Origin of the sequence: Mycolicibacterium monacense, from assembly GCF_010731575.1 — a bacterium.
Lineage (GTDB): Bacteria > Actinomycetota > Actinomycetes > Mycobacteriales > Mycobacteriaceae > Mycobacterium > Mycobacterium monacense.
This window is the reverse complement of sequence record NZ_AP022617.1, coordinates 3024476-3046770: the sequence shown is the minus strand read 5'-3', so window position 1 is coordinate 3046770 and position 22295 is coordinate 3024476. Positions and strand designations below refer to the sequence as shown.

The 22295-nt window shown below is 68.9% G+C and carries 22 protein-coding genes; 13 read left to right on the top strand and 9 right to left on the bottom strand.

What is annotated here, in order from left to right; translation table 11 throughout:
• The first annotated feature begins 261 nt into the window (after window positions 1-261).
• From G6N49_RS14615 to G6N49_RS14600, 4 genes are all read left to right on the top strand, one after another.
• Window positions 262-714 carry a MaoC family dehydratase gene (locus G6N49_RS14615; protein ID WP_011559151.1) on the top strand — a complete coding sequence of 151 codons (453 nt, stop codon included), beginning with the start codon at window positions 262-264 and terminating at the stop codon, window positions 712-714.
• A gap of 95 nt (window positions 715-809) precedes the next feature.
• On the top strand, window positions 810-2162 hold the full coding sequence (locus tag G6N49_RS14610; RefSeq protein ID WP_011855220.1) for a flavin-containing monooxygenase: 1353 nt from the start codon (window positions 810-812) through the stop codon (window positions 2160-2162).
• 2 nt (window positions 2163-2164) lie between these two features.
• Window positions 2165-2797: a TetR/AcrR family transcriptional regulator gene (locus G6N49_RS14605; RefSeq protein ID WP_011559153.1), complete on the top strand. Its 633-nt coding sequence runs from the start codon at window positions 2165-2167 to the stop codon at window positions 2795-2797.
• The gene (locus G6N49_RS14600; protein WP_011559154.1) at window positions 2794-3735 is read left to right on the top strand and encodes an alpha/beta hydrolase; all 942 of its coding nucleotides are present in this window, start codon (window positions 2794-2796) and stop codon (window positions 3733-3735) included. Before G6N49_RS14605 ends, G6N49_RS14600 begins: the two co-directional genes overlap by 4 nt.
• Here G6N49_RS14600 and G6N49_RS14595 read toward each other — a convergent pair.
• Window positions 3722-4540 carry a mycofactocin-coupled SDR family oxidoreductase gene (locus G6N49_RS14595; protein ID WP_064915746.1) on the bottom strand — a complete coding sequence of 273 codons (819 nt, stop codon included), beginning with the start codon at window positions 4538-4540 and terminating at the stop codon, window positions 3722-3724. The genes G6N49_RS14600 and G6N49_RS14595 overlap by 14 nt on opposite strands.
• Window positions 4537-5712, bottom strand: a complete 1176-nt coding sequence (locus G6N49_RS14590) for an acyl-CoA dehydrogenase family protein (protein ID WP_083045174.1) — start codon at window positions 5710-5712, stop codon at window positions 4537-4539. Before G6N49_RS14590 ends, G6N49_RS14595 begins: the two co-directional genes overlap by 4 nt.
• Before the next feature lie 67 nt (window positions 5713-5779).
• Here G6N49_RS14590 and fabG point away from each other — a divergent pair, with 67 nt between their 5' ends.
• Genes fabG through G6N49_RS14570 form a run of 4 tightly spaced genes read left to right on the top strand, consistent with a single transcriptional unit; the run spans window position 5780 to window position 9648 of the window.
• Window positions 5780-6574 (top strand): 3-oxoacyl-ACP reductase FabG, encoded by a 795-nt coding sequence (fabG, locus tag G6N49_RS14585; protein WP_083045173.1) that lies wholly within the window; start codon window positions 5780-5782, stop codon window positions 6572-6574.
• Entirely contained in the window at window positions 6574-7788 is a 1215-nt protein-coding gene (locus tag G6N49_RS14580; protein WP_083045172.1) for an acetyl-CoA C-acetyltransferase, read from the top strand. The genes fabG and G6N49_RS14580 overlap by 1 nt, the downstream gene beginning before the upstream one ends.
• Window positions 7785-8978, top strand: a complete 1194-nt coding sequence (locus tag G6N49_RS14575) for an acyl-CoA dehydrogenase family protein (protein WP_083045171.1) — start codon at window positions 7785-7787, stop codon at window positions 8976-8978. The genes G6N49_RS14580 and G6N49_RS14575 overlap by 4 nt, the downstream gene beginning before the upstream one ends.
• Window position 8979: 1 nt before the next feature.
• Window positions 8980-9648 carry a GntR family transcriptional regulator gene (locus tag G6N49_RS14570; RefSeq protein WP_083045170.1) on the top strand — a complete coding sequence of 223 codons (669 nt, stop codon included), beginning with the start codon at window positions 8980-8982 and terminating at the stop codon, window positions 9646-9648.
• Window positions 9649-9698: 50 nt separating this feature from the next.
• Here G6N49_RS14570 and G6N49_RS14565 read toward each other — a convergent pair whose 3' ends face one another.
• The 6 genes from G6N49_RS14565 to G6N49_RS14540 are packed head-to-tail and all read right to left on the bottom strand — an operon-like array spanning window position 9699 to window position 16731.
• Window positions 9699-11267: a class I adenylate-forming enzyme family protein gene (locus tag G6N49_RS14565; RefSeq protein ID WP_083045169.1), complete on the bottom strand. Its 1569-nt coding sequence runs from the start codon at window positions 11265-11267 to the stop codon at window positions 9699-9701.
• A complete protein-coding gene (locus tag G6N49_RS14560; protein WP_083045168.1) occupies window positions 11254-12810 on the bottom strand; it encodes a class I adenylate-forming enzyme family protein in 1557 nt (518 codons plus the stop codon). The genes G6N49_RS14565 and G6N49_RS14560 overlap by 14 nt, the downstream gene beginning before the upstream one ends.
• On the bottom strand, window positions 12803-14293 hold the full coding sequence (locus G6N49_RS14555; protein WP_083045167.1) for a class I adenylate-forming enzyme family protein: 1491 nt from the start codon (window positions 14291-14293) through the stop codon (window positions 12803-12805). Before G6N49_RS14555 ends, G6N49_RS14560 begins: the two co-directional genes overlap by 8 nt.
• On the bottom strand, window positions 14293-15075 hold the full coding sequence (locus G6N49_RS14550; protein ID WP_011559164.1) for an enoyl-CoA hydratase/isomerase family protein: 783 nt from the start codon (window positions 15073-15075) through the stop codon (window positions 14293-14295). The genes G6N49_RS14555 and G6N49_RS14550 overlap by 1 nt, the downstream gene beginning before the upstream one ends.
• The gene (locus G6N49_RS14545) at window positions 15072-15884 is read right to left on the bottom strand and encodes an enoyl-CoA hydratase/isomerase family protein (RefSeq protein ID WP_083045166.1); all 813 of its coding nucleotides are present in this window, start codon (window positions 15882-15884) and stop codon (window positions 15072-15074) included. Before G6N49_RS14545 ends, G6N49_RS14550 begins: the two co-directional genes overlap by 4 nt.
• 28 nt (window positions 15885-15912) lie before the next feature.
• The gene (locus G6N49_RS14540; RefSeq protein ID WP_083045165.1) at window positions 15913-16731 is read right to left on the bottom strand and encodes an enoyl-CoA hydratase/isomerase family protein; all 819 of its coding nucleotides are present in this window, start codon (window positions 16729-16731) and stop codon (window positions 15913-15915) included.
• A gap of 115 nt (window positions 16732-16846) precedes the next feature.
• Between G6N49_RS14540 and G6N49_RS14535 the strand changes: the two genes are divergently transcribed.
• From G6N49_RS14535 to G6N49_RS14525, 3 genes are all read left to right on the top strand, one after another.
• The gene (locus G6N49_RS14535; RefSeq protein ID WP_083045164.1) at window positions 16847-17494 is read left to right on the top strand and encodes a hotdog family protein; all 648 of its coding nucleotides are present in this window, start codon (window positions 16847-16849) and stop codon (window positions 17492-17494) included.
• Between the two features lie 33 nt (window positions 17495-17527).
• Window positions 17528-18427: an enoyl-CoA hydratase/isomerase family protein gene (locus G6N49_RS14530; RefSeq protein ID WP_179967759.1), complete on the top strand. Its 900-nt coding sequence runs from the start codon at window positions 17528-17530 to the stop codon at window positions 18425-18427.
• A gap of 103 nt (window positions 18428-18530) precedes the next feature.
• Window positions 18531-19706 (top strand): thiolase family protein, encoded by a 1176-nt coding sequence (locus G6N49_RS14525; RefSeq protein ID WP_083045162.1) that lies wholly within the window; start codon window positions 18531-18533, stop codon window positions 19704-19706.
• A 12-nt stretch (window positions 19707-19718) separates the two neighbouring features.
• Here the strand turns inward: G6N49_RS14525 and G6N49_RS14520 are convergent, their stop codons facing one another.
• Window positions 19719-20471: a TetR/AcrR family transcriptional regulator gene (locus tag G6N49_RS14520; RefSeq protein ID WP_011559170.1), complete on the bottom strand. Its 753-nt coding sequence runs from the start codon at window positions 20469-20471 to the stop codon at window positions 19719-19721.
• Window positions 20472-20697: 226 nt separating this feature from the next.
• On the opposite strand from G6N49_RS14520, the gene G6N49_RS14515 reads away from it, so the two are divergent.
• Both G6N49_RS14515 and G6N49_RS14510 read left to right on the top strand, forming a co-directional pair.
• Complete coding sequence (locus tag G6N49_RS14515) at window positions 20698-21459, top strand: crotonase/enoyl-CoA hydratase family protein (protein ID WP_085975381.1); 762 nt, start codon at window positions 20698-20700, stop codon at window positions 21457-21459.
• Between the two features lie 3 nt (window positions 21460-21462).
• Complete coding sequence (locus tag G6N49_RS14510; RefSeq protein WP_083045161.1) at window positions 21463-22260, top strand: SDR family NAD(P)-dependent oxidoreductase; 798 nt, start codon at window positions 21463-21465, stop codon at window positions 22258-22260.
• The last annotated feature ends 35 nt before the right edge of the window (window positions 22261-22295 follow it).

Sequence of the window (22295 nt, the reverse complement as noted above, 5' to 3'; positions counted from 1 at the left end):
AACGTGCCAGCCGCGGTCGGCTGGCCCCTCCGATAGGCGAAAGGGCGCCCGCGCTTCTCCGTTTCCAGGGTCCAAATCGATGCCGGAGATAATGGACGACTTGCGAACAAATCAGTCGAATCAACGCAATTCTGGCAAATTCGAATCCGACTTTATCCTCGCGGCGGCGGGCCCGTCGGCGCGCCCGGCGTCGATCGGCGGGGTGGCTGACCGTAGGGTGCGAGGCGTCAGGGGCGCGAGCGCGCCGGAGAGGAGACACCCGTGAAGACCTTCAATGGACTGGACGAGCTCGCGGCGGCCGAGGGCACCTCACTCGGCCCGACGGAATGGCTCGAGATCACCCAGGATCGGGTGAACCTGTTCGCCGATGCCACCGACGACCACCAGTGGATCCACGTCGATCCGGAGAAGGCGGCGCAGGGTCCGTTCGGCGGCACGATCGCACACGGACTGCTGACGCTGTCACTGCTGCCTCACTTCAGCCACCAGCTCTACACCGTCGGCAACATCGCCATGGCAATCAACTACGGCTACAACAAGGTTCGCTTCATCAACCCGGTCAAGGTCGGTGCGCGTCTGCGGGCCCGGGGGGAGATCAGCAAGGTGGACCGGCTCGACGGTGCCGTCCAGGCCATGACCACCATCACCGTGGAGATCGAGGGGGCCGACAAGCCGGCCGCCGTCGCCGAGTCGATCGTGCGTTTCATCGGCTGAGTTCGGCTTACCCGCGTCTGACATCTGTCAGATGTCGTTGACGCGCGTCACATCGCGTGGATAGTGTGCTGCCCATCACTCGGTGAGGAGCACACGTGGGTCAGACGTCGCCGCGCACAGCGATCATCGGGGCGGGCATCAGCGGCCTCACCGCCGCCAAGATGCTCAAGGACTACGGCGTCGCCCACACCACGTTCGAGAGTTCGGACCGGATCGGCGGCAACTGGGCGTTCGGCAACCCCAACGGTCACAGCTCCGCGTACCGCTCGCTGCACATCGACACGTCCAAGCATCGCCTGTCGTTCAAAGACTTCCCGATGCCGGAGCACTATCCGTCGTTCCCGCACCACACCGAGATCAAGGCGTACCTGGACGACTACGCCGAGACGTTCGGACTGCTCGACGACATCGAGTTCGACAACGGCGTGGTGCGCGCCGAGCGGAAGATCGCCGGTGGGTGGGACATCGAGGACCAGGCGGGGGAGCGGCGGCACTTCGACCTGCTGGTGGTCGCCAACGGGCACCACTGGGACCCACGCTGGCCCGAATTCCCCGGTGACTTCGCCGGCGAGTCCATCCACTCCCATCACTACGTCGACCCGCACACCCCCCTGGAGTTGACGGGCAAGCGCATCCTCGTGGTGGGGTTGGGCAACAGCGCCGCGGACATCACCGTGGAACTGTCGTCGAGGTCGCTGCGGAACAAGGTGACGCTGTCCACGCGGTCGAGTGCCTGGATCGTGCCGAAATACATCGCGGGACGCCCCGGTGACCAGTTCTTCCGGACCACGCCGCATCTGCCACTGTCCTGGCAGCGCAAGGCAATACAGCTCGTCGCGCCGATGCTGGGGACCGACCCGACGAGTTACGGTCTGCCGCCGGCGAACCACAAACTCTTCGAGGCCCACCCCACGCAGTCGGTGGAGTTGCCGCTGCGGCTCGGCTCCGGTGACGTCACCCCGAAACCCAACGTCACCCGATTGGACGGGTATACGGTGCATTTCGAAGACGGCACCAGCGACGACTTCGACGCGATCGTCTACTCCACCGGATACAACATCACCTTCCCGTTCTTCGATCCGGCGTTGATCAGCGCGCCGGACAACCAGATCCGGCTCTACAAGCGCATGTTCCTACCGGGCGTCGACGATGTCGTGTTCATCGGGTTCGCCCAGTCGGTGCCGACGTTGTTCCCGTTCGTGGAATGCCAGTCCCGGCTGCTGGCGGCCTACGCGGTGGGTCGCTACGCCCTGCCCGGGCGCGCCGAGATGGAGCGGACGATCGACGCCGACCAGCGGTTGCACGCCGGCCACTGCACCGACCGGCCGCGGCACACCCAGCAGGTCGACTACTTCGTCTACGAACACGACATCCGCGCGCGCGAACTCCCGGCCGGGTACGAGCGGGCGCGCCGGCAGCGGCCGGTGTTCGCGAATGCGGCCGGCTGACAGTGCGTTCGGCGACCGATCGACGCCCGGCGCAGCGCAGCGATCTGCGCCGCGAGGCGATCCTCGACGCGCTCGACCGATGGTTGCAGCAGTCGAGCGTGGAGACGGTGAACATCGCCGAGGTGGCGCAGCAGGCCGGCGTGACGCGCTCGGCGTTCTACTTCTACTTCGAGAACAAGGCGGCTGCGGTGGCGGCGCTGACGGAGCGCATCCTCGACGAGACCATCGCCGTCAACCAGGCACTCACCAGCGCATCGGGTTCGCCCCGGGCCCGCGTTCACAAGATGCTCGCCGGGCTCTTCGGCCTGTGCGAGCGTCACCGGCATCTGTTCCAGGCGATGCTCGAGGTGCGTGGGTCCAGCCCTGCGGTGCGCTCGATCTGGGACGACGCCCGCGAGTCGTTCGTCGACTCCATCGCCGAGCTGATCCGCACCGAGCGTTCGGCGGGGGTCGCACCCCCCGGCGTCGACGCCCTCGTGTTGGCCACCGTGCTGCTCGAGTTCAACGACCGGATGCTGGAACGTCTGACCCTCGGCGGACCCCTGGCGGCCGATGAGTTGAGGCACGGGGCGGCGGCGGTATGGCTGAGTTCGGTCTACGGCATCACCGACCCCGAGGAGCGTCCCGCGACATGACCACCACCTATGACGAGGTGGACTTCACCTCGATGGACACCCGCTGCGCAGCGCGGCACTACCGCAGCGAATCCGACCGGCTGTCCGGTCCGTACGGGCGGCCGGTCGTGGTCATGGCGCATGGTTTCGGCGGGACGATGGATTCGGGTCTGGAACCCTTCGCCGACCGGTTGTGCGCGGCGGGCGCCGACGTGCTGACGTTCGACTATCGCGGCTTCGGCGCCTCCGACGGTCGACCACGCCAGAGTGTGTCGGTCACGCGTCAGCTGCAGGACTTCCACGCCGCCGTGGTGGCGGCGCAGCGCCTGCCCGGTGTGGATCCGGTCCGGGTGGCCCTGTGGGGCTCGTCGTTCTCCGGCAGCCATGTGATCCGGGTGGCGGCCGGCCGGGCCGACGTCGCGGCGGTCATCGCGATGACGCCGCTCACCAGCGGGCTCGCGGCGAGCAGAGCAGCGGTCGCGCACCGCGACGTCGGTGCGGCGCTGCGCTGGTCACTGGTCGGCGCCAAGAGCCGCGTGGCGGTCGCCTGCGGTCGCGCCCCGTCGCTGATGCCGCTGGCGGCCCGCCCGGGGCAGCCCGGTGCGCTCGCCCTCGACGGCGCCTACGACAGCTACCTGTCGATCGCCGGACCGACGTGGCGCAACGAGGTCGACGCCGCGATCGGGATGGAACTGGTGAAGGTCCGAACGGCCAAGGAGGCCAAGCGGATTCGGGTGCCGGTCCTGGTCCAGATCGCCGACTTCGACCGGTTCGTACCCGCCGAGTCCGTCGCCAGAACCGCGGTACAGGCCAGGGCGCAGGTGCACCACTACCCGTGCGACCACTTCGACGTCTGGCCCGGCCACGACTGGCACGACAGGGCCGCGACGGACCAGGCGGCGTTCCTCACCCGGGTGTTCGCGCAGCGGTCGCCGGCCCGGACCGTCAGAACTGGGTAGACCCGCAGTCGACGGCGATCGCCGCGGCCGTGACGAACCGCGATTCGTCGCTGGCCAGCCACGCCACCGCGTCGGCGATGTCCTCCGGTTGCGCGATGTCCTGGATGAACGGGGTGACCATGTTCATCAAGCCGGGGTTGGCGGCGTCGGCGCGCATCAGCCCCTCGACCATGTCCCCGGTGCCCATCGGGGTGGCGACCGCGCCGGGATGCACGCTGTTGACCCGGATCCGATGCTTGCCGAGTTCGGCGGCGAACGCCCGCGCCATCCCGGTGACGGCGTGCTTGCTGGCGGTGTAGTGCACCATGAACGGCTGCATCTTGAGCCCCGCGGCGGAACTGATCAGGATGATGGAACCGCCTCGGTCGCCGTCGACGATGTGCTGTGCGCCGGCCATCACGGTGTTCCAGGTGCCGGTGATGTTGACGTCGGTGACGTCGCGGAAGTCCGCCGGTGTGATGGTGTTCCACGCCTGCGGCGCGGTGATACCCGCGTTGGCGACGATGACGTCGAGGCGGCCCAGTTCGGCGACCCCGGCATCGACCGTCTCCCGCAGGGCATCGTGGTCGCGGGTGTCGACCACCGAGGCCAGGATCCTGCGGCCGGTCGCCTCGACCAGCGACACGGTCTCGGCGAGGTCCTCCGGCGTCGAATGGTCGTACGGGACGCAGTCCGGCAGCTTGCCCGCGATGTCGACGGCGATGATGTCGGCACCCTCGGTCGCCAGGCGGACGGCGTGCGCACGCCCCTGGCCGCGGGCCGCGCCGGTGATGAAGGCGACCTTGCCTGCGAGGCGGCCGGTCATGAGTTCGCCGCCGTCCGCTGCGCGGCCTTCACCAGTGCGCCGCCGATGATCAGGCGCTGGATCTCGCTGGTGCCCTCGTAGAGTCGCAGCAGCCTGACGTCGCGGTAGATCCGCTCGACGGGCACCTCGCGCATGTACCCGGTGCCGCCGTGGATCTGCACCGCGAGATCGGCGACCTGCCCGGCCATCTCGGTGCAGAACACCTTGGCCGCCGACGGTGCGATGCGCCGGTCCTCGTCGGTGACCCACTTGCGCGCGGCGTCGCGGACCAGCGCCCGCCCGGCCATCACCCCGGTCTGCTGATCGGCCAGCATCGCCTGCACCAGCTGGAAGTCACCGATCGGCGTGCCGCCCTGCGTGGCGGTGGCGGCGTAGGCCACGGACTCGTCGAGCGCGCGTTGCGCGGCGCCGACCGCGAGCGCGGCGATGTGTACGCGCCCACGCGCCAGGGTGATCAGTGCGGCGCGGTAGCCGATGTCCTCGCTGCCGCCGACGAGCGCCGAGGCCGGTACGCGGACGTCGGTGAAGTTCACATCGGCGGTCCAGGCGCCCTCCTGACCCATCTTGGCGTCCTTCGCGCCGACCTCCACACCGTCGGCATCGGCGGGTACCAGGAACACCGCGATACCGGCGCCGCGGTCGTCGGCCGGCCGGGTGCGCGCGAAGACGACGAACAGGTCGGCGGTCGGGGCGTTGGTGATGAAGCGCTTCTGGCCGTTGACGACCCAGTCGCCGGCGTCGTCGCGCACCGCTCTGGTCCGCAGTCCCGCCGGATTGGAGCCGGCCCCCGGTTCGGTGAGTGCGAACGAGGCGACGACGTCACCGGAGGCGATGCCCTCGAGCCACTGCTTCTTCTGCTCATCGGTGCCGAATCCCACCAGCACCTGCCCGGCGATGCCGTTGTTGGTGCCGAACATCGAGCGCAGCGCCAGTGACGTGTAACCGAACTCCATGGCCAGTTCGACGTCTTGGGTCAGATCCAGTCCGAGCCCGCCCCATTCCTGCGGAATGGCGTAGCCGAACAGCCCCATGCTCTTGGCGGCTTCGCGCAGGTCGTCGGGGACCTTGTCCTCGGCGAGGATCTCGGATTCCCGCGGGACCACCGCGGATCGGACGAAATGTCTTGTCTGCGCGAGGATCTCGCGGAAATCCTCGTCACTGACTTCGCTCATCGACGACCTCCAGTCGCAGTAGGCGGCCCATGGGGTGGCTGGCCACCAATATCGTATATGAAATACGATGTACGCCGACCGGGCCCCTCGGAGGCCCCCGACGAGTCAGGTAGGTGATCGAGTGTCGTTGCTGAGTGAACAGACCGCGGTCGTCACGGGCGGTGCGCAGGGACTGGGATACGCGATCGCGGAGCGCTTCGTGTCCGAGGGGGCGCGGGTGGTGCTCGGCGACCTCGACCTCGACGCCACCGAGGCGGCGGCCGAACGCCTCGGTGGACCGGACGTGGCCACCGCGGTCCGGTGCGACGTCACCCGGGCCGACGAGGTGGATGCGCTCGTGGCCGCGGCGGTGGAGCGCTTCGGCGGCCTCGACGTCATGGTGAACAACGCGGGGATCACCCGCGACGCCACCCTGCGCAAGATGACCGAGGAACAGTTCGACCAGGTGATCGCCGTCCACCTCAAGGGCACCTGGAACGGGCTGAAGTCGGCGGCGGCGATCATGCGCGAGAACAAGCGCGGTGCCATGGTCAACATGTCGTCGATCTCGGGCAAGGTCGGGCTCGTCGGACAGACCAACTACTCGGCGGCCAAGGCCGGGATCGTCGGGATGACGAAGGCCGCGGCCAAGGAACTGGCTCACCTCGGGGTGCGCGTGAACGCGATCCAGCCCGGTCTCATCCGGTCGGCGATGACCGAGGCGATGCCGCAGCACATCTGGGACCAGAAGCTCGCCGAGATACCGATGGGCCGGGCCGGCGAACCGGCCGAGGTGGCCAAGGTCGCCCTGTTCCTCGCCTCGGACCTCTCCTCGTACATGACCGGCACCGTGCTGGAAGTCACCGGCGGGAGGCACATCTGATGCGCGACACCGTGATCTGTGAACCCGTCCGGACGCCGATCGGACGGTACGGCGGCATGTTCAAGGACCTCACGGCCGTCGAACTCGCGGTGACGGCGCTGCAGGGCCTGCTGACGCGCACCGGCATCGCGCCGGACGCCGTCGAGGACGTCATCGTCGGCCACTGCTATCCGAGCATGGAGGCGCCCGCGATCGGCCGTGTCATCGCGCTCGATGCGGGACTGCCGGTGACCGTGCCCGGTATGCAGATCGACCGCCGCTGCGGTTCCGGGCTGCAGGCCGTCCTTCAGGGCGCGATGCAGGTGGCCAGCGGCAACAACGACCTCGTCGTCGCCGGCGGTGCCGATTCGATGAGCAACGTGGTGTTCCACTCGACCGACATGCGGTGGGGCGGCGCACGCGGCGGCATCGCCGTGCACGACGCGCTGGCCCGCGGGCGCACCACCGCCGGCGGTAAGAACCATCCGGTGCCGGGCGGGATGCTGGAGACCGCCGAGAACCTGCGCCGCGAGTACGGCATCACCAGGGCCGAACAGGACGAGCTGGCGGTCACCTCGCACCAGCGGGCGGTCGCCGCCCAGAAGAACGGCGTCTTCGCCGAGGAGATCATCCCCGTGACCGTGCGTACCCGGCGCGGTGAGGACGTCGTCGACACCGACGAGCATCCGCGCGCGGATACGTCGATGGAGACGCTGAGCCGGCTCAAACCGATTCTGGCCAGACAGGATCCGGAGGCGACGGTGACCGCGGGCAACGCCAGCGGTCAGAACGACGCGGCCTCGATGTGCGTGGTGACCACGCCCGAGAAGGCCGCCGAACTCGGTCTCGAGCCCCTGGTGCGGCTGGTGTCGTGGGGTCTGGCCGGGGTGCCGCCGAAGGTCATGGGCATCGGACCGGTGCCGGCGACCGAGGCCGCGTTGGCCCGAGCGGGCCTGGACCTGGCCGACATCGATCTGATCGAACTGAACGAGGCGTTCGCCGCGCAGGCGCTCGCCGTGATGCGGGAGTGGAAGTTCACCGCCGCCGACATGGAGCGCACCAACGTGCACGGGTCCGGGATCTCGCTGGGACATCCGGTGGGAGCGACCGGCGGACGGATGCTCGCCACGCTCGCCCGGGAACTGACCCGCAGGCAGGGCCGGTACGGGCTGATGACGATGTGCATCGGCGGCGGGCAGGGACTGGCTGCGGTGTTCGAGCGGGTGACCCCGTGACCCGGCTCGCCCAGACTCTGGGCCTGACCGAATTCCAGACCGAGATCGTCTCCACCGTAAGGCAATTCGTCGACAAGGAGATCATCCCGAACGCCCAGGAACTCGAGCACGCCGACACCTATCCGCAGGAGATCGTCGACGCGATGCGCGAGATGGGCCTGTTCGGCCTGATGATCCCCGAGGAGTACGGCGGGCTCGGCGAATCGCTGCTGACCTACGCGTTGTGCGTGGAGGAACTCGCCAGGGGATGGATGAGCGTCTCCGGCGTCATCAACACCCACTTCATCGTCGCCTACATGATCCGCCAGCACGGTACCGAGGCGCAGAAGCAACGCTTCCTGCCGCGCATGGCCACCGGGGAGACCAGGGGCGCGTTCTCCATGTCCGAACCCGAACTGGGCTCCGACGTCGCGGCCATCCGCACCCGCGCCCGCCGCGACGACTCCGGCGGCTACGTGATCGACGGGCAGAAGATGTGGGTGACCAACGGCGGCAGTTCCACCCTGGTCGCCGCGCTCGTGCGCACCGACGAGGGCGCGGACAAACCACACCGCAACCTCACCGCGTTCCTCGTCGAGAAACCCACCGGCTTCGGCGAGGTGATGCCCGGGCTGACCATCCCCGGAAAACTCGACAAGCTGGGCTACAAGGGCATCGACACCACCGAGTTGATCTTCGACGGTTACCGCGCCAGCGCGGAGGACATCCTCGGCGAGCGTCCCGGCCAGGGCTTCTTCCAGATGATGGACGGCGTCGAGGTCGGCCGGGTCAACGTGTCGGCGCGGGCCTGCGGCGTGGGGTTGCGCGCGTTCGAACTCGCGGTGCGCTACGCCCAGCAGCGGCATACGTTCGGGAAACCGATCGCCGACCATCAGGCCATCGCCTTCCAGTTGGCCGAGATGGCGACGAAAGTCGAAGCGGCGCATCTGATGATGGTCAACGCCGCCCGCCTCAAGGACTCCGGTGAGCGCAACGACGTCGCAGCGGGGATGGCGAAGTACCTCGCCAGCGAGTTCTGCGCGGAGGTGACCCAGCAGAGCTTCCGCATCCACGGCGGCTACGGCTACTCCAAGGAGTACGAGATTGAGCGGCTGATGCGCGACGCACCGTTCCTGCTGATCGGGGAGGGCACCAGCGAGATCCAGAAGAACATCATCAGCAAGCGTCTGCTCGCCGACTACCGGATCTGACATGTCCGCCCCCGATTTCGCGGCCCGCCCCCAGCTCTCGGAGGACGTCGCGCGGTTCGTCCGTCGGCGCATCTTCGATGGCACCTACCCGGCCGGCGGGTACATCCGGCTCGAACAGCTGGCCTCCGAGCTGGGCGTCAGCGTGACACCGGTGCGCGAGGCGCTGTTCGGGTTGCGCGCCGAAGGGCTTCTCGCACAACAGCCCCGGCGCGGATTCGTCGTACTGCCTGTCACGGGTCGCGACATCGCCGACGTGTCGAACGTGCAGGCCTACGTCGGCGGCGAGTTGGCCGCCCGCGCAGCGCACAACATCACCGACGATCAGCTGCGTGAACTCACCGCGATCCAGGATGCGCTCGAGGACGCCTACCGGCGCGACGACGGCGAAGGTGCGGTGCGGCTCAACCACGAGTTTCACCGGGCGATCAACGTCGCGGCCGAGTCACCGAAGCTCGCCCAGATGATGTCGCTGATCACCCGGTACGCGCCGGAGTCGGTGTTCCCCACGATCGAGCGTTGGCCCGCCGAGTCGGTGCGTCACCACCGGCAGTTGCTGACCGCGCTGGCGCAGCGTGACGACGCCCTCGCGCGGTCGGCGATGTCGGAGCACCTCGCGGCGGGCGCCGAACCGCTCATCGAGCACCTCAAGACCCGCGGCGTGGTCCAGTGACTCCGCGAGCAGACACAAATGTCCCCGAACTCGGCCGAAATGGGGGACATTCACGTCTGCTCGCCGGACGAGGCGGCCAGTAGCTCCCGGAGCGCGCGCACGTCGACCTTGCCGGTCGCCTTGCGCGGGACGGCGTCATCGTCGTCGAGCAACAGCCATATCGTGGGCACCTTGAACGCGCTGAGCACGTTCTTGGCCGCCGACCGCAGCGCCCCGACCGTCGTCGGGCGGTCGCAGACCACCGCCGCCCCCACCCGGTCGGCGCCGGCGTCGGGCACGTCGGTGACGAAGGCAGCGGCGACCCCGTCGAGGGTGCGCAGCGCCGCCTCGACCTCGCTGGGGTAGACCGTGGCGCCGCTGACCTTGAACATGTCGTCGGATCGCCCGTGGTAGAACATGAATCCGCGGTCGTCGAGATGGCCGAGGTCGCCGGTGGGATAGAACCCGTCGGCGGTGAAGACCTCCTCGCGGCTGCGCCGGCAGATGCCGCGCATGACATGCGGTCCGCGGATCTGGATCTCACCGATCCGGCCGGCCGGCACGGGTGCAGCCGTTTCGGGGTCGACGATGCGGACCTCCATCCCGTCGAACGGTCGGCCGCAGCTACCCCAGCCGGTTTCCGGCATATCGGTGTCGGCGCGGTAGCCGCAGTACGGCCCGAACGCCTCGGTCATCCCGAACAGTCTGGCGCGTGCTCCCGCCCGGCCCCGCTGATCGGGTGGCAACAGCGCCTCGAGACTGCCCGGCCGCAGCGACGACAGATCCCCCCCGACCGAATGTCGGTGCCGTGCCAGCGCTTCGGCCTGATCGGGCCAGCCACGGAACAGCGTGACGCGTTCGGCCTCCAGTAACCGCAGCGTGGACTCCGGTTGCGGGATCTGCTCGGTCACCAGCGTCGCCCCGGCCACCAGCGCCGAGAGCACCCCGCTGCCGAACCCGCCGACCCAGAAGAACGGCATCGGCAGGTACAACCGGGTGTCGGCATCGATGCAGCGGGCGTGCAGACCCGCGGCGACGGCGCCGAGCGCGTTGCCGTGCGAATGCACCACCCCCTTGGGCGGACCGCTGCTGCCGGAGGTGAACATGATCGCGAGCGTGTCGCTGGGGGTCACCGCGTCGGTGAGCGCGTCCACCAGTTCGTGGTCGACGGCCCGGGACTCCATGAGCTGGTCCGGGTTCCAGACCTGCCGCAGTGCAGGCAGTTCGGGGCTGTGGAGAGGGTTGTCGAGGTCCGGCAGACCCAGTTCGGCCCGCAGGTCGTCGAGGTAGCGGTGGCCGCGGAACTCCTCGACGGTGATCAGCACCTGCACCGCCGCGGTGCGCAGCTGCGCCACCAGCTCACGCGGCGCCAGCAGCGTGCTCAGCGGCACGAGTACCGCGCCGATCCGGGTCAGGGCCACCGCGATCTGCACCCACTGCACGCTGTTGGGCATGACGAGCCCGACCCGCGAACCCTTGCCGACACCTGCGCCGACGAGGGCCGCGGCCAGCGTGCGGGTGATGCGGTCGAGGTCGCCGTGGGTCACCCGGGACGCCGGGTCGATGACGGCGGCCTTCTCCGGATGGGCGGCGGCGTTGCGGCGCAGCAACCGGTCGATCGTGGTGTCAGCGTTGGACATCGAACACCTTCGTGAGCCGGGGGAGGTCGACCTTGCCGCTCGCCATCACGGGCAGGTCGTCGCGGGTGAGCGCGGTGATGCGGCGGGGGATCTTGTACGCCGACAACTCCTCGCGCAGTGCCTCGCGCAGCGCGGCGGCGTCGAATTCACCGGGGTCGTCGACGATCACCGCCGCGGCGACCACCTGTCCGCGGTCGCGGTCGGGAAGACCGACGACGTACGCCTGTGCACCCGTGGCCCGGGTGATCGCGCGTTCCACCTCCACGGGTGTCACGTTGGCGCCGGCGGTCTTGATCATCGCGCCGCGCCGACCGAGGAAGTAGTACAGCCCGTCGTCGTCGGTGCGCACCAGATCGCCGGTGTGGAACCAGCCGTCGGGATCGAAGCACCCCTCACGGCTGCGCTTGTAGTACCGCTGCATCACATACGGTCCACGCACGCACAACTCGCCGACCTCGCCGGCATCGACCGGTGCGCCGGTGTCCGGGTCCACGATCCTGGTGTCGAATCCGGGCGCGGGCAGTCCGAACGATCCGCGGCGGCGCTCCGGCTGATCGGAGACGTCGGGGTGCAGCAGAACGACGCTGCCCGTCTCGGTCATACCCAGCATGTGGTGGCGCAGGTCCGGGTCGGCGGGACGGGCGTCGGGCGCCATGATGGGGTAGAGGTTGCCACGCCGCATCGACGACAGGTCACGGTGCGGCAGGCTGGGATGTGCTGCCAGGGCGGCGATCCCGGCGACGTAGCCATTGGTGATGGTGGGCCGGGTGGCCTCCAGCAGATCGAGGGTCGCGGCCGGGTCCTCGGCGTTCGAGCACACCAGTGTCGCGCCGGCGACCAGCGTGGCCAGCACCGAGAACGCGATCCCCCCGATCCAGCAGAAGGGCGAATTGCAGAACAACCGGTCGTCGGCGCCCAGTCCGCGGATGGCGTTGAGGTTGCGCTGGTGCTCGATCAACGCGGCGTGGGTGTGTACGACACCCTTCGGTGCACTGGTGGATCCGGACGTGTAGACGATGGTCAACGGGTCGCTGCCGTCGACGTCGTCCTCGACCGCGGTCAGCAGGGCGGCATCGACGCGGCCGTCGGGATACCGGTCGACGAACACGTGGCGCAGATGGGGGACCGCGGCGCAGTAGAGGCGTTCCCCGACGGGGATGTCGCCCCCGAGTACCTCGCGCAGCCGCGAGGCGTAGTCATGGGAGCGGAACGATCCGGCCGACAACAGGATCTCGGTGTCGCTGTGGCGCAACTGCTCTGCGAGTTCGCGGGCCGTGGCGAAGGTGCTGAACGGCACCACCACCGCACCGATGCGGGCCGCGGCCAACATGCCGACGAGGAACTCCGCGCCGTTGGGATACAGCAGGCCGACGTGGGTGCCCTTGCCCGCACCGAGGGCGACCAGGCCGCGCGCCAGGCGAGCGGACCGGCGTTCTGCCTGCCCGTAGTCGAGGCGGTCGGCGTCGCGGATCAGCAGCGGGTGCGCTGGGCGGTCGACCGCCCAGCGCCGCAGCACGGCGGCGACGGTGTGCGGCTCAGCCATGGTCGACGGTGACCGCCGTATCGATTCGCGGCTCGGCCGCGGTGGCGAAGTACCGCCGGACAGCGCCCAGATCGGCCTTACCCGAGGGGGTCCGCGGGATCGTGTCGACGACGGCGATCTCGCTCGGCACCTCGTAGTGCGCGAGGCGGCCGCGCAGGTATGCGGTGAGCTCGTCGCCGCTCGTGGCCGCCCCGTCGCGCAATTCGACCATCGCGACGGGGATTTCGCCGAGGCGGTCGTCCGGGCGCCCGACCACGGTGGCCCCCCGCACCGCGGGATGCCCTTCGAGCGCGGTGCGCACGTCGTCGGGCATCACCTTGAAGCCACCGCGGATGATGGCCTGATCCGCGCGGCCCAGAATCCACAGGAAGCCGTCGGCGTCGATACGGGCGAGGTCGGTGGTCCGGATCCAGTCCGCACCCGGGCCAAGCTGGCCGGGTTTGACCTCGAGCAGCCCGGGTTGGTCTGGACCGAGCGGCGTCCCGTCCTCACCGACCACGCGCAGTCGAGAGCCACCGCTGGCACGTCCGACGCTACCCCGTTTGGTGTGCCAGTGGCGCTGATGGTCGGCCAGCGTCCAGCCGGCCACCCCACCTCCGAATTCCGTTGCGGCGTAGGACGTCAGCACCGGGATGCCGAACTTCTCGGTGAACGCGTCGGCGTCTTCGGCCGACAGCGGCGCGGTGCCCGAGGTGACGGCGCGGATGCCGGCCAGGTCGTCGCGGGTGAGGTCGGAGTGCAGGACCATCCGCAGGGCCGCCGGGACCAGCGACACCGCAGCGGGCCGGTGCCGGCGCACCGCATCGGCCCACCGCTGCAGATCGAACCGCTCCAGCAGCGCGAACGACCGCGCCTCGCCCACGCACTGCAGCACCCGGAACACCCCGCCGATGTGCACGAGCGGGGCGTTGACGATCGCGATACCCCGACGCGGTTCGTCCGGCTCGGGCCCCAGGACGCTGTGCGCGAGCATGTCGTAGGTGAGGTCGATCCGCTTGGGAGGCCCGGTGGTCCCGCTGGTCAACATCCGCACCGCCACCCCGGGGCGCGTCTCGGCCGTGCGCCGTGCGGCGGGGTCGACGACAGGTTCCTGCGACAGCGCCGTGAGCGACAGCACCGTGGTGGCGGATGCCGGGGTCACCAGGGCGGCCAGATCGTCCGGTTCGCCGATGAGGACCGGGAGCGCGAGGGCGGTGATGTCGGCGCGGGTGCGGTCGTCCCCGCGGGACGGGTTGACCACCACCACGGTGCCGCCGGCGAGCAACACCCCCAGCACCGCGGCGACCTGTGGCGGCCGGTTGCGGAGCAGGATGCCCACCTGCGGGGTGTCGCCGCCGTACCGGGTGACCAGTTGGGCGATCCGCCGGGCCGCCTCGCCGATCTGCGCCCACGTCACCCACTGCCCGTCGTATTCCACGGCGTTGCCCTCGGGCCGCAGATCCAGCACGTGGGAGATGCGCCGGCTCAGGCGGTGGGGGGCCATCACCGCACCCTCGGGTCCGGGCGGGCCGCAGGCGGATGCGCGGCGAGTTCGGCCTGGCCGATCGGATTGCCCAACCGGGTGTAGATCAGCCCCTGCTCCATGGCCGCCCGGTACGGTCTGTCCAGCGATTCCCAGATGGCCTTGACGGTGCCCTGGGTGGCCGACGGCGGTTTGGCGGCGATGGTCGCGGCGATCTCGTGGGCGCGTTCCCAGAGCCGTTCGCGAGCAACGACTTCGGTGACCAGTCCGATGCGCAGCGCGGTCTCGGCGCCGACCCGTTCGTCGTTGCCCATCAGCGCGATGCGCAGGGTGTCACCCAGACCGACCCTGCGCATCAGGCCGATCGGTTCCAGTGCGCACACCAGCCCGGCGCTGACGTGGGAGTCGAAGAACGTCGCCTCCTCCGAGCAGATCACCACGTCGGCCTCGTTGAGGAAGTAGAACGCGCCTGCGGTGCACATGCCCTGCACCGCACACACCACCGGTTTCCACATCTTCTGCCACTTGGGGCTCAGCAGTTCGCCGGGATCCTCGTGATTCCACACGTTGTCTGGTTGACCGTAGGTCGATTTGACGTCCAGCCCGGCGCTGAACGCCCGGTCTCCAGCGGCGCGCAACACCACGGCGTGCACCGTGTCGTCGGCCTTGACGACGCGCCACGCCTCGGCCATCTCCGCACACATGGTGCGGTTGAACGCGTTGAGCCGCTCCGGGCGGTTGAGCGTGATGGTCGCGACGTGGACGGCGGCGTCGACGTCGAGCGTGATCGTCTCGAAGGTCATCGGCACTTCCAGTCCGGGGTGCGCTTCTCGACGAACGCCTTCGGCCCCTCCAGGGAGTCCTCGGTGTGCAGGTTCCGCTCACGGAACGCCTCACCGAGCATCTCGGCCTCGTGCAACGGCAGATCCAGGCCCTTGAGGATGGCCAACCGGGTGCCGCGGACGGCCAACGGCGCATTGCGGGTCACCAGGTCGGCGATCTCATGGGCGCGTTCGAGGAGCCGGTCGTGCTCGACGACCTCGCTGATCATGCCGAGTTCGTAGGCCCGCTGTGCACTCATCCGCTCGTGTTTGCCCACGATCGCCATGCGCAGCGCGACCGAGCGCGGCAGCACACGGGCCAGCCGCACGACTTCGCGTCCGGACACCAGACCGATGCTGACGTGCGGATCGAAAAAGGTCGCCTGCTCGGAGGCGATCACGATGTCACCGGTGGTCACCCAGTCCAGCCCGGCGCCGCAGCAGATCCCGTTGATCGCGGCGAGCACCGGTTTGGCCATCCGGCGGAACGGCGGGGTGCCCTCCTGCGGCGCCTCCCACTGTTCGTAGGTGGACAGGAAGGCGCGTTCGTTGAGCACCTTGCCGTCCCCGGGGATCTCCTTGACGTCGGCGCCGGTGCAGAAGGCCCGTCCGGTGGCCGTCACGATCAGCAGCCAGACGTCGTCGTCGTTCTCCGCTTCGTCGTAGGCCGCGCGCAGTTCGGTGATCATGTGCGGGCTGAGCGCGTTGAGCGCATCGGGCCGGTTCAGCGTGATGGTCGCGGTGTGTCCGTCGACCTCGTATTTGATCGTGTCGTACGAACTGTCGGTCATCCGCGCTCCTCGGTGGTGTGGTCGGGGGTCATCGGCCCTGGAAGTCCGGGTCGCGCTTGTCCCGGAACGCGGCCAGACCCTCTTTGAAATCCGCTGTACGACACGAGAGTTCGACGTTGAACAATTCCTGTGTCATGGCCTGGGCGAGTGGCGTGTGCAACGCCTGGTGCACGGCCTGTTTGGCCAGGCCGATCGCGACCGTGGGCCCGGCGGCCAGGCGCGCCACCAGTCGGTCGGCGGCCGCGGCGACCTCGTCGCCCGGCACACTGTCGTGGATCAACCCCCATTCGGCGGCCTCGGCGCCGCTGACCCTCTCGCCGAGCAGCAGCATGCGTTTGGCCCGCGCCAGGCCCACCAGGCGGGGCAGCAGCCAACTGGCCCCGGAGTCCGGTGCGAAACCGCGCTCCACGAAGGGTTCCCAGAACACCGCGTCGGTATCGGCGACGGTGAAGTCGGCGGCCAGCGCCAGATTGCACCCGAGGCCCACCGCCCAGCCCTGCACACTGCAGACCACCGGCAGGTGCAACGTGTGCACCAGTTCGACCACCCGGTTCGCGCCGTGCGGGATTCGTCGCACCAGATCACCGGTTCGGGGACGCTGACCCGCGGTGTTGGTCGCCACCCAGTCGGCGCCGGTGCAGAAGTCCCCACCTGCGCCGCGGATGTGCACGACCCGCAGTGAGTCGTCGGTCGCCGCTGCGGTCAGGGCGGTGACGAGTTCGTCGATCATCCTGTGACTCAGCGAGTTTCGGCGCTGGGGTCGGTCCAGGGTCAGCACCAGTGCGGCGTCCTCGCGGTGCACGGACACCGACCCGTCCGGTGCGGCCGTACCGCCCTGTTGCCCCACCGGCGCACCCACCCTTCCGCTGTCGTTATGGTTAGCCCTACAGTAGGCGATACGATTCGTGCTCCGTACAACATAGCGAAATCCACCTCGACGAAACAGGGGAGCGCCACCGACGATGTCCGCGAACGCAGATCGCCGGTACGGGGAGGACCCGCTGCCGCAGACCGTGTCGGCGGCCGCGGCCATGCGGCGACTGACCGATCTGCTGCTGGTGCAGGAGGCGCCGCATCCCGCGGTGGACGAGATGCTGGCCAGATTCCCCGAATGGGAGAAGCAGCTGTCGGCCGCCGCTCCGCCGGACAGCGCCCCCCGCCTCGGTGACGGCGGCGAGGACCGACGCGTGTATCTGCAGCACGCCTTCGACGTCGGTACGTACAACCCCTGCTTCCCGCAATACCGGTTCGACCACCTCGGCGACGAGACCGCTTCCGGTTCAGTGACATTCGCGCTCGCGTTCGAAGGGCCGCCGGGGTTGGTGCACGGCGGCTTCCTCGGCGTCTTCTTCGACTGCGTCACCCAGCACCAGAGCTGTGCGGCCGGGGTGGCGGGTAAGACACGCTCGCTGACCGTGCGCTACCGCCGCCCGACGCCGGTGCTGACCGAACTGGCCTTCGACGTGGCCCGCGTCGAGACGGAGCGCGGCCTGACGTCCACCGCTCGGTTGTCGCTCGACGGCGAGGTGCTGTGCACCGGTGAGGTCGACACCGTGGCCTCGCCACCGGACCGGCTCGCCGGGTCGCGCTACGGGCGACGGCGGGTGTGAATGCACGGTTGTGAACACGGAAAGGCACCAACGATGACGGATTCCGACGACCGGGTGTTGTTCGAGGCGGACCACGACACCCGCATCGCGACGATCACGCTCAACAATGCGGGCCGACGAAACTCCTACGACGCCGCCATGCGCGACGCGCTGGCACGGCACCTGGACCGGGTCGCCGAGGACGACGACCTCACCGTGGTGCTGCTGCGCGGCGCCGGCGGGGTGTTCAGCACGGGCGCGGATATGAACAACGCCTACGGGTGGTACGGCGGTGAGGACAACAGCAAGGACCAGGGCGGGAAGGCTCAAACCAAGAAACGTCCGAGCCAGCGCCGACGGCTCACCGTCGACCGCAAGTCGTTCGGCTTCTATCACAACTTCATGGGCTTTCCGAAGGTCACGGTGGGCGAGATCAGCGGGTATGCGCTCGGTGGCGGCTTCGAGATGGCGCTGATGTGCGATATCGCCGTGATCGGCCGCGGCACCGAGATCGGGATGCCCGCCACGCGGTTCCTCGGACCGGCGCTGGGCAGCCTGCACATGTTCTTTCACCGGCTCGGGCCGGTGCTGGCCCGGCGCCTCCTGTTGACCGGTGACATCGTCGACGCGGGCAGCCTGGAACACCTCGGGATCTTCACCGAGACCTGTGACGATGCGATGGTGTCCGCGCGGGCGCGCTACTGGGCGCATAAGGCGGCCAAGATGCCCGCCGACGGTGTGGTGATCGCCAAGGAGGCCTTCCGGCTCGTCGAGCAGAGCCAGGTCTATCAGGGTGAGGAGGTGGCGAGTTACCTGTTCCACGCATACGGGACCAACCTGCAGTTCGCGCCGGGGGAGTTCAACTTCGTCAAGACCCGCGCCCAGTACGGCACCAAAGAGGCGTTCCGGCGCCGTGACGAGCACTTCCATGTCCCCGAGCCCGACGTCGAGTGACCCTGCCGGTGGTCGCGCCGCCTTACAACTGATACCGTTTCTGTAAACGTCGCCAGATCTGCCTCCGCCGTCGCGGCGGCCTGACACACCGAGGTCCGAAACCATGTCAACACCCGTCATCGTCGGCGCCGTCCGTACCGCGATCGGGCGCTCCTTCAAGGGCACCCTGGTCAACACCCCGCCGGAAACCCTGATCACCACGGTGCTTCCCGAGGCCATCCGGCGCTCCGGGGTCGACCCGAGTGCCATCGACGACCTGATCTTCGCCGAATCCCACTACGGCGGCGGTGATCTCGCGCGTTACGCGGCCGACGCGACCGGCCTGCAGCATGTGCCCGGCCAGTCGGTCAACCGGCACTGCGCGGGCAGCCTCACCGCGATCGGCAACGCCGCGGCGCAGATCGGCTCCGGAATGGAGCGGGTGCTCGTCGCCGGCGGTGTGCAGTCACTGTCGATGACGCCGCTGGTGAACTGGCGCATCCCGGGCCCCGAGCTCAAGTTCGAGGAGCGGTGGATGCCGCCGACCCACGTCGAGACGCCGGATGCGCCGACCCGCGACATGTCCATCACCGTCGGCTGGAACACCGCACAGGCCGTCGGCATCACCCGCGAGGAGATGGACGCGTGGGCGGCCCGGTCCCATCAGCGCGCCATCGCCGCGATGGATGCCGGAAAGTTCCTCGACGAGATCGTCTCGCTGAAGGTGGAGCAGCCGGACGGCTCGGTGATCGACTTCAGCGTCGACGAGCATCCGCGACGGGACACCACCGCCGAGAAGCTGGCCGGGCTCAAGGTGCTCCATCCCGAGATCGAGGGCTTCTCGATCACCGCGGGCAACAGCAGCGGCACCAACGACGCCGCGGCGGCGACCGTGATCGTCGAGCGCGGCTACGCCGAGTCCGAGGGTCTGACGGTGATGGCGAAGGTGCGCGCCTGGGCGTCGGTCGGGGTGGCGCCGCGCGACACCGGTCTCGGTGGGGTCAAGGTCATCGGCAAGGTGCTGGACCGCGCCGGCCTCACCCCGGCCGACGTGGCGCTCTGGGAGATCAACGAGGCGTTCGCCTCGGTGCCCATCGCGGCCTGCCGTGAGTACGGTCTCGACGAGGAGAAGGTGAACTTCTCCGGAAGTGGTTGCAGCCTCGGCCATCCCATCGCCGCGTCGGGTGCCCGCATGGTCACCACGCTGGTCTACGAACTGCAGCGGCGCGGCGGGGGAATCGGCGTCGCGGCGATGTGCGCAGGCGGTGGGCAGGGCGGCGCGGTCGTCATCGAGGTCTGACGGTCCGGAAGGCTAGCGCGACGAGGCGTTCTTCCGTCGCGCGGCCGCCGGTTTCGCCGTCGTGTCCTGCTGCTCGATGAGCCTGGCGGCGTGGTCGAGGATGCAGTTGAGCCCGTACTCGAAGTTCATGTCGTTGGGGACGCCGACGTGATGGCCCTTGGCGCTGAGCTCGGCCATCAGCGGGGTGGATTCGGGATCGATCGTCGCCGAGTCGTCGAGCCGGAACTCCGAACTCTCCAACGACCGGGTCTTCTCGTACAAACGGGCGAGCACCACCGAACCGCGGACGTGGACCGACACCGCCGAGTAGGTGTCGAACGCATCCTCCGGTGACAGGCCGGCACCCACCAGCCCGGACACGGCGGCCTCGATCTGCTCGAGACCGAGTCGCAGCGCCTTGGTCGACAGCGCGCCGCGGATCAGCACGAGGTCGCACAGGATCGGGCTCGCGAGGAAGGTCTTGCGCATGTTGTGTGCATGGTTGTGCAGCGATTCGCGCCAGTTCGCCGCGTCGACGTAGGGCGCCTCGAAGGCGATCTGACGCAGCGCCCGGTCGGCCATCGCGTTGAGCAGGTCGTCCTTCTTGCGGAAGTACCAGTAGATGCTCGTGACGCCGACCCCCAGATGCTTGCCCAACAACGGCATGCTGAGGTTGTCGACCGACACCTCCTCGGCGAGTTCGAAGGCGCCCTTGATGATGTCCTCGGGGTTGATGGACCCGCGTTCGCGGCGCTGCCGCTTCTCAGCTGTCGCTTGTCTGGCCACCGCGAGTACCTCCGTCGAAGATCGATGATGCGCATGGGGAATGATCGGCCGAGGCGGTCTGATCCATGGCGACACCGCCGCGCCACAGCCCCGTGGGTGCCGTCGACCTTACCGGCCGGGTCACGATCGAGCGTTCATGGAAGACCATCGGAGACTCGCCGCCCTTCAACAGTAAGCCATATAGTACGCTTTTCTGGCAGCTGACGGGCAAGCGAAAGGCGAAGCGGTGGCGGACGAGGTCCTGTTGGAGCGCCAGGGGCGCACACTCATCATCACCATCAATCGGCCGGAGGCCCGCAATGCCGTGAACTTCGCGGTGAGCCAGGGCCTCGCCGACGCGGTCGACGAACTCGACAGTGACACAAGCCTTTCCGTGGCAATTCTCACCGGCGCGGGCGGCAACTTCTGTTCGGGCATGGACCTGAAGGCCTTCGCGGCGGGTGAGCGGGTCGACATCCCCGGCCGCGGAATCGGTTTCACCGAGCGGCCGCCCCGGAAGCCGTTGATCTCCGCGGTCGAGGGGTATGCACTCGCCGGCGGCACGGAGGTGGTGCTCGCCACGGATCTCGTCGTGGCGTCCGCGACCGCGAAGTTCGGCATCCCGGAGGTCAAGCGCGGTCTCGTCGCCGCCGGCGGGGGGTTGCTGAGGCTGCCGCGCCGCATTCCGTACCAGAAGGCGCTCGAGTTGGCGTTGACCGGTGAGAGTTTCACCGCCGAACAGGGCGCGGCGTGGGGTTTCGTCAACAAGGTGACCGAACCGGGGCAGGCGCTCGCCGGCGCGGTCGAACTCGCCGAACGCATCACGGCCAACGGCCCGCTCGCGGTGGCGGTGACCAAGGAGATCCTGGTCCGCTCCTCCGAGTGGAGCGAAGCCGAGATGTGGTCCAAGCAAATGGAACTCATCATCCCGGTGTTCTCGTCCAACGACGCCAAGGAAGGCGCCATCGCGTTCGCGGAGAAGCGGGCGCCGAACTGGAGCGGTACCTGAGCGGTGGACCTCGGACTGACCGACGCCACCGCGGTGGTGGTGGGCGGCGGCCGTGGGATGGGGTTGGCCACCGCCCGGTGCCTGGCCGAGGACGGTGCGAAGATCGCGCTGATCGGCCGGACGAAGGACGTGCTCGACCGTGCGGCGGCCGAACTGGCCGAGTGCGGCAGTCCGGACGCGATCGGGATCCCCGCCGACATCGCCCAACCCGAGCAGGTCGAACGGGCGTTCGCCGAGGTGGCGCGGCGGTGGGGCGGTGCGCTCAACATCCTCGTCAACACCGTGGGCCCCGACGTCCGCGGTGACTTCGAATCCCTGTCCGACGATCAGTGGCGCGCGGCCGTCGAAAGCGGTGTGCTCGGGATGGTTCGGTGTGTGCGCGCCGCGCTTCCCTTGCTGCGCAGCGCGTCGTGGGCCCGCATCGTCAACTTCTCGGCCCAGTCGACACAGCGGCAGAGTGTGATCCTGCCGGCGTACACCGCGGCCAAAGCGATGCTGACGAGCGTGTCGAAGAATCTGTCGCTCACCCTCGCCCGCGACGAGATCCTGGTCAACGTCGTCTCGCCCGGCAGCATCGCCTCCGAGGCGCTCACCGGGTGGGCGGAGTCGGTGGGCGTCGACGCCCACGATCCCTACCGGTTGATGGACGCCATCACCGAACACTTCGGCCATCCGGCGCACCTGCCGAGGGCCGGTCTGCCGTCGGAGATCGGACCGGTCGCGGCGTTCCTCGCCTCGCGGCGCAACTCGTACATGACGGGGGCGAACGTCAACGTCGACGGTGGCAGCGACTTCACCTGAGGGGCAACGCCGTTGACCTGGGCCGACGTCGGCCT